9 protein-coding genes are annotated in these 12,906 nt (G+C 62.2%); all 9 read left to right on the top strand.

From position 1 onward, the window contains the following. Positions 1-299: 299 nt before the first annotated feature. Positions 300-1,277 carry a cytochrome c oxidase subunit II gene (coxB, locus tag NP503_RS12460; protein WP_236383171.1) on the top strand — a complete coding sequence of 326 codons (978 nt, stop codon included), beginning with the start codon at positions 300-302 and terminating at the stop codon, positions 1,275-1,277. After that, positions 1,274-3,802, top strand: a complete 2,529-nt coding sequence (gene ctaD, locus NP503_RS12465; protein ID WP_127317781.1) for a cytochrome c oxidase subunit I — start codon at positions 1,274-1,276, stop codon at positions 3,800-3,802. Before coxB ends, ctaD begins: the two co-directional genes overlap by 4 nt. Before the next feature lie 7 nt (positions 3,803-3,809). Further along, positions 3,810-4,184 carry a hypothetical protein gene (locus NP503_RS12470; protein ID WP_236383169.1) on the top strand — a complete coding sequence of 125 codons (375 nt, stop codon included), beginning with the start codon at positions 3,810-3,812 and terminating at the stop codon, positions 4,182-4,184. After that, complete coding sequence (locus NP503_RS12475) at positions 4,181-4,801, top strand: cytochrome c oxidase assembly protein (protein WP_236383168.1); 621 nt, start codon at positions 4,181-4,183, stop codon at positions 4,799-4,801. The genes NP503_RS12470 and NP503_RS12475 overlap by 4 nt, the downstream gene beginning before the upstream one ends. Before the next feature lie 41 nt (positions 4,802-4,842). Continuing rightward, positions 4,843-5,883 (top strand): c-type cytochrome, encoded by a 1,041-nt coding sequence (locus NP503_RS12480; RefSeq protein ID WP_236383167.1) that lies wholly within the window; start codon positions 4,843-4,845, stop codon positions 5,881-5,883. Between the two features lie 38 nt (positions 5,884-5,921). Beyond that, positions 5,922-7,256 carry a sorbosone dehydrogenase family protein gene (locus tag NP503_RS12485; protein WP_236383166.1) on the top strand — a complete coding sequence of 445 codons (1,335 nt, stop codon included), beginning with the start codon at positions 5,922-5,924 and terminating at the stop codon, positions 7,254-7,256. A gap of 226 nt (positions 7,257-7,482) precedes the next feature. Continuing rightward, positions 7,483-8,679: a helix-turn-helix domain-containing protein gene (locus NP503_RS12490; RefSeq protein ID WP_236383165.1), complete on the top strand. Its 1,197-nt coding sequence runs from the start codon at positions 7,483-7,485 to the stop codon at positions 8,677-8,679. 103 nt (positions 8,680-8,782) lie between these two features. Continuing rightward, on the top strand, positions 8,783-10,810 hold the full coding sequence (locus NP503_RS12495) for a hydantoinase/oxoprolinase family protein (protein ID WP_236383164.1): 2,028 nt from the start codon (positions 8,783-8,785) through the stop codon (positions 10,808-10,810). 3 nt (positions 10,811-10,813) lie between these two features. Continuing rightward, entirely contained in the window at positions 10,814-12,781 is a 1,968-nt protein-coding gene (locus NP503_RS12500) for a hydantoinase B/oxoprolinase family protein (RefSeq protein ID WP_236383163.1), read from the top strand. Positions 12,782-12,906: the final 125 nt, after the last annotated feature.

The raw sequence follows: 12,906 nt of genomic DNA on the forward strand, positions 1-12,906 counted from the left end.
GGCACGCCGTCGAACGCCGCAAAGTGCAAGAAATCGCTCGATTGGTCCCGATAGTTGGTGAACCTTAAAATAGGTGGCTGCCTGCTGAGACGTACAAAGGATCGCCGGAATCGAGCCTACCGGCGCGACAAATGACGAAACCGGCGCACAGATTGCATGAGCACTGGCCATTGCCGCTAAACTGAAATTTCGGCGCAACCACTCGGTTGCGGGCGCGTTTGTGAGCAAGGGCATCGATCGGAGGGATAGATTCGTCAACAGTTCCAAGCACAAGCGCCCGGATTACGAAACTCGCTGCGGTGCGCTGGCTCGCGCTGTGGTTATGCTTGGGAACCTGTTCCAGCTGCTCGGGAGCCCAGTCGGCGCTTGATCCGGCCGGAGAGGAAGCGCGCCAGATCGCTGACCTTTTCTGGCTCATGGCCATTGCTGGCGGTTTTATCTGGCTGACGGTCATCGGTCTTCTGGCCCACGCGACACGTCATGAGCGCACTCCCATAGACGAGCGTGTTGCAAGCCGGCTGATTTTCTGGGGCGGGGCAGCCATTCCTTCGCTACTCCTCTTTCTCTTGCTAGGCTATGCGCTTTGGTTGATGCCTGGACTGAGACCTTTCGCACGAGCCGGCGAAGCCAATGGTCTCAGGATCGAAGTGACCGGTGAGCAATTCTGGTGGCGGGTCGCCTACCACCCGGCTGACGGCGGAGTTCCTATTCTTTCCGCCAACGAGATCAGGCTGCCGGTTGGCGAGCGCGTCGAGTTCTTGCTGAAAAGCACCGACGTCATCCATTCCTTCTGGATTCCCGCGCTCGGTGGCAAGATGGACATGATCCCGGGTCGCGTGAATCGGCTCTCGTTGCTGGCGACCAAACCTGGCACCTACCGCGGCCCTTGCGCGGAATATTGCGGGACCTCGCACGCGCTGATGACCTTCACGGCCGTCGCCATGCAGCCCGCTGCCTTCCGGGAATGGCTGGCTGTGCGGGCGAACCCTTCGCCCGGCGCATCCTTGCCCGGACGCGACATATTCCTTCGCAACGGCTGCGGCGCGTGCCACCGCGTTGCGGGCACACAAGCTGAGGGTGGTGTCGGCCCGGATCTCTCGCATATGGGTTCGCGGGGAACGATTGGTGCCGGCGTATTGCCCACCGACGATGAGGCCGTTCGTAGCTTCATCGCCCATCCGCATTTGATCAAGCCGGGTTCGAAGATGCCCGACTTCAACATGCTGCCCCAACAGGACATCGCCGAAATCGCCGCCTGGCTGAAGGGGCTCGAATGACAACCCTCAAAGCCCGCATCAAGCGAAACGCCTTGCCCTCCGCAGAGAAGATCGAGGAAGAACAGCTGCGCCTCGTCTGGAAGACGCCGATCGGCTGGCGTTACTGGACTTCGGTCAACAATACGCAGGTTGGCCTCTGGTACGGGGGTGCGGCCTTTGCCTTCATGCTGTTTGGCGGCGTTCTGGCGCTTCTTGTGCGCACGCAACTCGCGGTTCCGGGAAACAATTTCCTCTCTGCCGACTTCTATAACCAGGCCTTTACGCTGCATGGCACCGTGATGATGTTCCTGTTTGCCGTGCCTATCTTCGAGGCCGTCGCCATCTTTCTGCTGCCGCCAATGCTCGGTGCGCGTGAACTGCCATTTCCCCGTCTCGGCGCCTTCGGCTTCTGGAGCTTTCTGATCGGCGGTGTCTTCGTTTGCGGTTCGATCTTCTTCGACGCCGCTCCCTCTTCAGGCTGGTTCATGTATCCGCCTCTTGCCACTGACAAGGCATATTCCGGCATTGGTGCCGACATCTGGCTGCTGGGCCTCTCCTTTATCGAAGTCGCCTCCATTGCTGCGGCGGTCGAACTGATCGTCGGCATCATGAAGTGCCGTGCGCCGGGCATGCGCATCAACCTAATGCCACTGTTCGCCTGGTACCTGCTGATCGTCGCGGGCATGATACTATTCGCTTTTCCGCCGCTGATCGCCGGTGACATCCTGTTTGAGATGCAGCGCATGTTCGACTGGCCGTTCTTCGACCCGACGCGGGGCGGCGACCCACTGCTGTGGCAACACCTGTTCTGGATCTTCGGGCACCCCGAGGTCTACATCATCTTCTTGCCCGCCATCGCGCTGATGGCGATGATCGTGCCAACCTTTTCGCAACGTCCGATCGTCGGCTATTCCTGGATCGTGCTTGCCGCTGTCGGCACCGGCTTCCTATCGTTCGGCCTCTGGGTCCATCACATGTTCGCGACCGGCCTGCCGCAGATCTCGCTGGCATTCTTCTCGGCCGCCTCGGAAGCGGTCGCGATTCCAACCGGCGTGCAGATCTTCGTCTTCATCGCCACCATGCTGGCCGGACGTGTCATCTTCTCGGTGCCGATGCTGTTCGGCGCCGGCGGGCTCGCTATCTTCGTCATCGGCGGGCTGACCGGCGTGATGGTCGCGCTCGTGCCGTTCGACTGGCAGGCGCACGATACCTATTTTATCGTCGCACATCTGCATTACGTGCTGATCGGTGGAATGCTGTTCCCGCTGGTCGCCGGCGTTTACTATTATTACCCGCTGATCAATGCGCGGATGCTCTCGCCCCGTCTCGGGCGCACCGCCTTCTGGCTGATGTTTGCCGGCTTCAACGTCGCGTTCTTTCCGATGCATCTCAGCGGCCTGCGCGGGATGCCGCGCCGCGTCTTCACCTACCCCGAGGGGATCGGTTGGGACTGGCTGAATCTCATCTCCACGATCGGCGCCTATGTTTTCGCGGCAGGGGTGCTGGTGGTTGTCTTCGATGTTGTACGGCCGAAGCATCGCGAACCCCGCAGCGAGCAGAATCCGTGGAAGGCGGGCACGCTCGAATGGCTGAACGAGCCCGAGGAGAACTGGGGCGTTCGATCCATTCCGATCATCGAGAGCCGGTATCCGCTTTGGGACCAGGCGGATCTGATGCAAAAGGTCAATGAGGGCGCCTATTATCTTCGCAGTGCCAAGGAGAATCGCCGCGAGACGCTCATCACCTCGGTGCTCGACGCCCATCCGCTACAGTGCCAGCGCGTGGCGACATCAACCACGATCACAATAATCTCGGCCGCATTGCTCGGCGGCGTCTTCGTCGCGCTCACCTTCGAACTCTGGATCCTCGCCCTATTGTCGGGCATCGGCACGCTCTCTGCCGTTCTGTGGTGGCTCTGGACCGGCACCGGCGAAACCCCGGAAAAGAAGACCAAGGATGTCGGCCTTGGATTGCGCTTGCCGCTCTATGCCTCCGGTCCGGATTCTGTTGGCTGGTGGGCGATGTTCATTACAATGGTTGGCGACGGAACTGCCTTCGCCAGCCTCATCTTCGGCTATTTTTTCTACTGGACCATCCATCCCGACTTCACTCTGGGGCAGCCGGGTCCCGGTATGCGGTGGCCGATGATCGCGCTGTCTCTCTTCGTCGCCGCATGGGCCGCGATGCTTGGCGCGCGCCGACTGAACGCAAGCGGGTGGATCGACGGCGCACGCCTTGCGCTTGTTGCCGCGTTTCTGCTGACGCTTGCTGCCTCTGCAGCCGGTTTTGCCGGACCCTGGCAGCATGACATGCAGCCGACCGCGCATGTCTATCCGGCGATCGTCTGGATTCTCGTCATCTGGGCGCTTGCTCATGCCGCGGTCGGATCCGTCATGCAGCTCTATTGCCTTGCGCGCAGCCTCGCCGGTCGCCTGACGCGGGAGCACGACATGGAACTGCACAACGTCGCGCTCTACTGGCATTTTATGGCGATCACCGCTGTCATCACCTTCGCCGTCATCGGTCTTTTCCCGGAAGCGATGTGAGACGGTGATGCGCATCATTCCCAAAGAGGTCGAAACGCTCTGGACGCTCTTCACCGCGCCCGTGATCTGGGCCGGACATTTCCTCGCCTGTTATGCACTGGCCGCAATCTGGTGTGCCAAGCGCGGTGACCTCGGTTTCGCTGTCGTCCAGGCTGGCATAGTGGCTATGACGCTGGGGGCACTCGCGATGATCGTCTTGTCCGGGTGGCTCGCCTGGAGGCAGTGGGGCTTCGGCACGAACGACCCGCCGCACGACGATCCCACAGCGACGGACCGCAACCTCTTCCAGGGGTTTGCCACGCTACTGCTTTGCGGCCTGAGCTTCGTCGCCGTGCTTTACGTGGCGCTGCCGCTGCTCTTCATCGACGGATGCTCCTCATGAGGACGGCAAGCCTGTTGCTGGGCTTCGTCACCCTCGCGCTGGTCTGGGCGGGACCGCTGCTCGATGCGTGGCGTGGCTCGTTCGCGGCTCACATGCTTGCCCACATGGGCGTCGTCGCGATCGCGGCGCCGCTGATAGCAATCGGTATTGCCAGGACGATACGCTCCGTGGCCACCGCCGCTCCCCTTATCGCCTCTCTCGTCGAACTGATTGTCGTCTGGGGCTGGCATGCGCCGGCTGCGCGCCAGTGGGCCGAGACATCGACCATCGCCACCATGATCGAGCAGGTGTCCTTCCTTGGCGCCGGGCTGTTCCTGTGGCTGACGTGCATGGCGCCGCGCAATGCCGATGCGCCGGCTAGGGACGCTGCCGGCGCCTTCGCGTTGCTCCTGACCTCCATCCACATGACGTTGCTTGGCGCGCTGCTCTCGCTCGCCTCGCGACCGCTCTATGGCCTCGGCGAAGTGACGTGCTTCGGCCTCGTGCTCGGGGCGGGGCAGGACCAGGCGCTCGGCGGCATCATCATGTTGATGATCGGCGCTGCCGTTTACCTCGCCGGAGGCGTCTTCCTGCTTGCCAGGCTCCTGAGCGGCAAAACCGAGAGGCTGGCCGGCTGATGCACGTCAACTGGAAACACTTGGCGATAGGCTTGGCGATCTTGCCGGCCGCGGTGCTTTTCGCGACCTGGATCGGCTTCTTCAACGTTGGTGCCTCGACCGGCCACTGGAAGGTGACCGAATGGTTCCTGCACTTCGCGATGCGCTCGGCCGTGCGGACATACGCACTCACGGTCAAGGTGCCGGACGAGCTGCCGCGCTACGCTATTCAGCCGGCTGCCGGCCATTTCGCGCGCGGCTGCGCCATCTGCCACGGTGCGCCCGGCGAACCGCGGTCGCCCGCCGTCCTTGCGATGCTGCCGCAGCCGCCGGACCTTGCCGGCAAGGTCGGCGAATGGACGGACGCCGAACTCTTCCGCATCGTCCAGCACGGCGTGCGCTTCACCGGCATGCCGGCCTGGCCGACGCAGCAGCGCGACGATGAAGTCTGGGCGATGGTCGCCTTCCTGCGCGAACTGCCGATGATGGACGAGGCGCGGTGGCGCGACCTTGCTTATGGCAGTAGCGAACCGTCGACTGGCCAAACACAAGGCCTCGAACGCGCACTCGCCGACTGTACCCGCTGCCACGGCACGGACGGGCTCGGCCGGAGCCCCGCAACGCCCGTCTTGGCCTCTCAGCGCGAAACCTATCTTCTTGAGAGTTTGAGAGCCTACGCTACCGGCCACCGCCAGAGCGGTGTCATGGGAATTTCTGTCACCGCTGTCGACCCTGCACTCCTCGCCGATCTCGCGCGGCATTTTTCCGAGCTGCCTGCGCCTGCAACGTCGACGCAACCGGACCGTGCCCGGATCGCGCGTGCCGATGAGATCGCGCGACGCGGCATCCCGGAGCGCGACGTTCCGGCATGCCTGGGTTGCCACGGTCGTCCGGACCGCAACCCCATCTATCCGGAACTGTCCGGACAGCCCGCCAAATACATTGCGACCCAGCTCGAGCTTTTCCGCGAGGAAAAGCGCGGCGGCACGCGCTTCGCCCATCTGATGCGCAACGCTGCTAAAAACCTCTCGGACGAAGATATTTCCGCATTGGCCGCCTATTTCGCGCAAATGTCGCGTGCCGCCGCAACCGGAACGCCCTGATGGCGTTACGTCACTGTCCCAATCCTCGGGAATATCCAATGCGAAAAATTCTGGGCGTCTTACTCGTCATTGTCGCCTTCGTCATAATCGCGGGGGCGGGCTTGTTCTTCTTCTCGCGCGAACAGGCCACCGTTCCGATCGAGCAGACCTACGGTCCAAACCCGACGCTTGCCGAACCCAATCCGACCTGGATACCCACGGTCCACGTTGCCGAGGCGACCCCTTGGCCCCAAGGCAAGATGCCGGTCGCCGCCAAAGGCTTCGCCGTCAACGAATTCGCTGGCGGCCTCGACCATCCGCGCTGGCTGCACGTGCTGCCCAATGGCGACGTGCTGGTCGCCGAAAGCAATGCGCCGCCAAAACCTGACGAAGGTTTTTCCATACGTGGCTGGTTCATGAAACTGTTCCAGAGCCGGGCTGGCGCCGAGGTGCGGAGCGCCAACCGTATCTCGTTGTTACGCGACGAGAACGGCGATGGCGTGGTTGAGACCAGGACAGTCCTCCTCAGCAGCCTCTTCTCGCCCTTCGGCATGACGCTGCTCGACGGCAAGCTCTATGTCGCCAATGCCGACGCGGTCGTCGCTTTCCCCTATCGCGATGGCGCCACCGAGATCACTGCTCCGTCCGAGAAGATCGTCGACCTTCCAGCCGGCCGCAATCACCATTGGACCAAGGACGTCATTGCCAGTCCGGACGGAACGAAGCTCTATGCCACCGTGGGCTCCAACTCCAATGTCGGCGAAAACGGCATGGAGGAGGAAGAAGGCCGCGCCGCCGTGCACGAAATCGACCTCGCGACGCGGCAGACGCGGCTCTTTGCGTCGGGTCTGCGCAACCCGAACGGCCTGTCCTGGAACCCTGAAAGCGGGGAACTCTGGGCGGTCGTCAACGAGCGGGACGAGATCGGCAGCGACCTCGTTCCCGACTACATGACATCGGTCAGGGATGGCGCCTTCTACGGCTGGCCCTACAGCTATTTCGGCCAACACATCGATGTCAGGGCGGAGCCACCGCGTCCGGACCTCGTTGGCAAGGCGATCGTGCCCGACTACGCACTCGGGGCGCACACCGGGTCGCTTGGGCTCACCTTCAACACCGCCGACCTGTTCGGCCCGCACATGAAGAATGGCGCCTTTGTCGGCCAGCATGGTTCATGGAATCGCATGCCGCGAAGCGGCTACAAGGTGATCTTCGTGCCGTTTGCCGACGGCAAGCCGTCGGGGCCGCCGCAGGACGTGCTTACCGGATTTCTGAGCAACGATGACAAGGCATTCGGCCGTCCGGTCGGCGTCGCCATCGACCGAACTGGCGCATTGCTGATCGCGGATGATGTGGGCAACAAGATTTGGCGGGTGATCCCGGCGGCCGACTAGGCCGCCGCATTGCTTCGCGCGTGGAAGGGTTTGGGCTTATGCCAAAACGACCGAGGAGCCGAGCGGATCGGCGCCATTTTTGGCGGAACAGGGTTTCTCGGCCGCGGGCTCGTGCAAAGTTGCCTGGCGAAGAAGTTTCGGATGCGCGCTGTGTCCCGCCATCCTCATCGCGCGAAACCAAACACGGCGACGACCGCGCCTAAGGTGCACGAGCCGGTCGAGGCCGATGTATGGTTCCAATTTGGCTTGCGGTTTGCGCGCCCAAGGCTGGTTTGATCAACTGCACACCAGGACCGTGACGATAACTGAAACCGTCGCGAGCTCCGGCTCTTGGGCCAACGGCCACATAAGTTTATTCGTTTTTGACCAATACGCGCCGGCGGATTCCTGTAATCTTCAGAAAAACACCGGGCTAACCGGGGCCAACCAGAAAGGTCGGGGAATGAAATACGTCGTCGATACGATCGGCGGTCCCACAGGCGGTGATGCCTGGCAAGCCGCTGTTACCGAAGCCTATTTTCCGCTCGACACCGAGTATCGGAACCGTCGTGAATTTTCGGGCACGCTGGAAACCTTCTCGCTTGGGCTCGTCAGCGTGTCTAAAATGCGCTGCGATGCCGTAAGCTATCGCCGCCATCGCCGCCACTTCCTCAACGAACGTGACGCCAGCCTGCTCATCACCATCCCGGAGATGTCGGAGGTGAATTTCTCGCAAGGGTCGAGGACCGTCAATTGCGGTCCGGGGGGCTTCCTCGTTGAGAGGGGAGACGCGCCTTACGAATTCTGGCACGGCAAGCCAAACGCGCTGTGGGTCCTGAAGGTGCCATCGTCGAGCGTTCGGGCGCGGATCGGGTCTGCCGAACGGCTCAGTGCGCTCAGTTTCGACGCGACCCAGGGCGTCGCCGCGCTCTTCCTCGACACGGTGCGAACCACGATCGGCCATGTCGATGAGATCACTGAAGTCGCTCGTGAGATGATGGGCAGGCACATCCTGGAAATGCTGTGCCTGTCGATCGTGAGCGACGATCGCGTGCTGGACAGCAGCATCTCGTCGATCCGGGCCGGCCATTTGCATCGTGCCGAGCAGTATATTCGCGACAATCTGAAGAATTCCGGCCTCGGCCCGCAGGCGGTGGCCGATGCCTGCGGGATTTCCCTGCGTTACCTGCAGGTTCTTTTTCAGGACAGCAACCAGTCGATCAACGGCTTCATCCGCGACGCCCGGCTTGAACTTTGCGCCGAGGAACTGATGTCGGTGACCAACATCAGCAGCGTTGCCGAGATTGCTTACCGCTGGGGCTTTGCCGACCAGTCTCAATTCTGCAAGCATTACCGGACGCGGTTCGGTTGCGCACCGACCGATACCCGTCGCGAAGCAGCGAACCGGGCAGGCCGCGCTTCGACCTCAAGAGAGCGGCACTAGACCCGGCGAAATCCGGGCCAATTCCATAATCTATTGCGACGCCGCCCCGGCAAGGGCGGCGAAAGCCGGGCCTTGCCCGCAAATATCCCGCGAAGGAACTGTCATGAGCAGAATAAGAGTTGCCGTCGATGTCGGAGGGACTTTCACCGACATCTGCATCATGGACGAAGACAGCGGCGCGATCCGCATCGAGAAGACCGCCTCCACGCCTGACGATCCCATGCAGGCGATCATGAATGGCGTGGAGCAGGGCCGCATCGATCTTTCGGAGGTGACGCTGTTCTCTCATGGTACGACGGTCGCCACCAATGCGCTGATCACCCGCCGCCTGCCACGCACCGCAATGGTCTGCACCGAGGGTTTCCGTGATGTTGTCGAGATCCGCCGCGCCAACAAGGAAGACCTCTGGGACACCTACAAGGATGTCGCCAAGCCGTATATCCCGCGCCGCGACCGGCTGACAGTCCGGGAACGGGTCAGTGCCGAGGGCACGATCCTGGAAGCACTGGACGAAGAGGCCGCTCATCGCGTCGCGGAAATTCTCCTCAAACGGCAGGTCAAGTCCATCGCCGTCTGCTTCATGAACTCCTATGTCAACGGCGCCAATGAGCGCCGCATGCGTGAGATTCTGAAGGAGGCCATGCCGGATCTGCCGGTCTCGATCTCCTCGGAGGTGATGCCGGAAATCTTCGAGCACGAACGTTTTTCCACCACCATGGCCAACGCCGTCTGCGCCCCGGTCGTCGTCGATTACGTGTCGCGTCTCGGAGAAAAGCTTGCCGCCGCCGGATACAAACGAGATCTCCTGTTGCTGCACAGCGGTGGCGGGGTCATGACGCCCGCGAGCGTCAGGGATTTCTCGGCCCGGCTCGCGGGATCCGGCATCGCCGCCGGCGCGATCGCAAGCCGCTTCATCGGAAATCTCTGTGGCTTCCCGAACTCGATCGGCTTCGACATGGGCGGCACCAGCACCGACGTCTCGCTCGCATGGAACGGGGAGTCGCGCATCACAAAAGACTGGTACATCGAATTCGGATATCCGATCCGCTTCCCCTCCATCGAGGTGCTGACCATCGGCGCGGGCGGCGGGTCGTTGGCATGGCAGGACGAGGGCGGCAGCTTGCGCAACGGACCGCAGTCCGCCGGCGCCTTTCCGGGCCCGGCCTGCTACAAGAATGGCAACCGCACCGCCACCAACACCGATGCCAATGTCGTGCTCGGCCGTCTCGGCACCAGCCTTGCGGGCGGCAAGATCACGCTCGACCCCGCCCTGGCCGCCCAGGCGGTGCAGGAGACTGTGGCGACACCCTTCAGCATGGAACTCCACCAGGCGGCCGAGGCGATCATCGCCGTCGCCAATGCCAATATGGGCAATGCCGTGCGGCTTCTCTCCATCAGCCGGGGCTATGACCCACGCGACTTTGCGCTCGTCGCATTCGGCGGTGCGGGCGCTTTGCACGGAGCGGCCGTGGCGAAGGAGCTTTCGATTCCAACCGTGATCGTGCCGCCTAATCCTGGCGTCACCTCCGCGCTCGGTTGCCTTCTCGTCGACGTGCAGCATGATTTCTCCGAAAGCTTCATGGCCGATGCTTCGACGGTCTCGCCCGCCGAGATGCAGACGGCCTTTGTTCTGATGGAAGAACAGGCCGTTGAGCGCCTGACCCATGAGGGCGTGGCGCGCGAAGACATGGCGCTGCAGCGTACGGTCGAGATGATGTACCAGGGCCAGTGGCGCTCGCTCGCGGTGTCAGCCCCGGCGCGGATCGAGAGCATCTGCTCGCTGATAGAGGCATTCCACAACGAGCACGAACGCGAGTTCAACTACCGCCGCGAAGAGGCGCCGGTGTCGATCTTCCGCATCGCGGTCAAGGCGATCGGCATCGTACCGAAAGCCGAGATGCCGCGGCATGAAGTCTTGCCTCATGTGCCCGAGCCGCTCGGCCGCCGCGGCGTCTGGTTCGACGGCGTATCTCATGATGCGGCTGTCTATGAACGCGACCAACTCAGGGCCGGCGCTGCCTTTGCGGGACCCGCCATCGTCGAACAGTTCGATTCCACCACCGTGGTTCCGCCGGGAATGAGCGCGACCGTCGACGGCTTCCTGAACATTCTCATCGTGACGAAAGGCTGAGACATGACAAAGCTGATTGAAACGAGCCCTGGCCTCGATCCGGTAACGTTCGAGGTGCTGAAGAACTCCTTCATCACCACCGTCGACCAGATGGCCGAACAGATGCTTCGCACCTGCTATTCCTTCGTCATCTACAACCGAGACTTTTCGAATGCCCTGCACGACGCCGATGGCAACTCCGTCGCCCAGGGCAACTACGACATCGCGGTCCATGTCGGCACACTGCACAACACGTGCAAGGAGGTGATCCGGGTCTTCGAAGGCGACATGGCACCCGGTGACGTCTACGCAATCAACGATCCCTATGCCGGCGGTACGCATTTCAGCGATGTTCGGCTCGTCCGGCCGATCTTCGACGAAGACAAACTGATCGGCTTCTCACAGTCGAACGGCCACTGGTCGGATCTTGGCGGCTCGGTGCCGGGTTCCTTCGACGTCACCGCCCGCGACATGTTTCGCGAAGGCCTGCGGATCACGCCGTTGCGCCTTTTCCAGCGCGGCCGCTTCTGCTCCGACGTCGCCAACATGATCGCGGCCAACACGCGCGATCCCGCATCGATCATTGGCGACATCCATTCCCAGGCGCAGGCGACGCAGGCCGCCGAGCGCGAACTGTTGCGGCTGGTCAAGAAGTACGGACGCGGCCAGGTCATGCGCGGGATGGAGGAGGTTCAGGACTACGTCGAACGTGCCGTGCGAAAGCGTCTCGCGGAGCTGCCCGACGGCACCTGGGAGACGGTCGACTACATCGACCGGGATCTCGGTGCCGGCGAAGGCATGATCCCGATCCGCATCAAGATGACGATCAAGGGCGACACGATCCACTACGATTTTACGGGAAGCCATTCGACCATTGCCTCGATGTACAATTCCGCCCCGGGCGCGACCTTCTCGGCCGTGGTCGCCGGCATGAAAACCTTCTTTCCGGACCTTCCACTCAACAGCGGGTTTTACCGGATGATCGAGGTAACCGCGCCAAAGAACAGCATCGTCAGCGCGGAATGGCCGGTGGCGGTGACCGGGTTCCTGATGCCGTTCGAAAAGATCATGAACGCGATCTTCGAGATGTGGTCGAAGATCATGCCCGAACGCGCTATCGCCTGCGCCTTCAACCTCGAATATCTGCTGGCCGGGGGACGGGACGCGCGCAAACCCGAAAAGCCGATCTTCATGTTCTACGAATGGCTGCCCGGCGGTTGGGGCGGGCGCAACGGCAAGGATGGTGCCGATGTCACCACCGCCTGCTTCGGAACCGGGCTGATGTCGCAGCCGAACGAAGGCAACGAGCGGGTGAATCCCACTCGGACACTCGAGTTCCAGATCAAGCAGGATTCAGCCGGGCCGGGCAAATGGCGGGGCGGCGTCGGCGTGCAGAAGACTTCGTTGCTGCTTGAGGCTGAAAATGCCGTCATGTCCTATATTTGCGACCGCGAGCGCGCTGTCGTCTGGGGTGTCGAAGGAGGCCTGCCGTCGATGCCCCACGGCTTGACCATGAAGCGCGCCGGACAAGAGACCGAGATTTGGCTCGGCTCCGTATTCTCCGATTACTCCGTCCACACAGGCGACCAGTTCGCTCGTCCGACGGCCGGCGGCGGCGGTTTCGGCGATCCATTGGAGCGCGAGCCCCGCAAGGTGATGGAGGACGTGATCGACGACTACGTTTCCCTGGAGCGCGCCAGGACTGATTACGGCGTGGTGATCCGCGAAATCGACCGCGACCTGTGCCAGTACGAAATCGACGGGACGGCAACCGAAGCCTGCCGTGCCGACATCCGGGCGAAACGGAAGGACTGGGCACGCATGGATCCCGAGGAGGTCGCGCGCAAATACCGCTCCGGCGAGATCGATACGCTCGATGCGGTTCGGCACTATGCCGTGATCCTCGACTGGGAGACTGGCGAACTGCTCCCCAAAACCACCGCCCAGTTCCGGGAAAGTTTTGAGAAACGGACCGTCGCCCACTGGGTCTGAGCACTAACGAGCGCGCCGCAATCTTGCGGGCGCTCGCGGGATGCCCGAGTTATCTGTTTTTTCGATACGATATTCAAAGAATTACTATTTCACAGGAGCCTAAAGCTGGAGCAACAATGCTGCAG

Origin of the sequence: Mesorhizobium sp. SEMIA396, assembly GCF_024518615.1 — a bacterium.
Classification (GTDB): domain Bacteria; phylum Pseudomonadota; class Alphaproteobacteria; order Rhizobiales; family Rhizobiaceae; genus Mesorhizobium.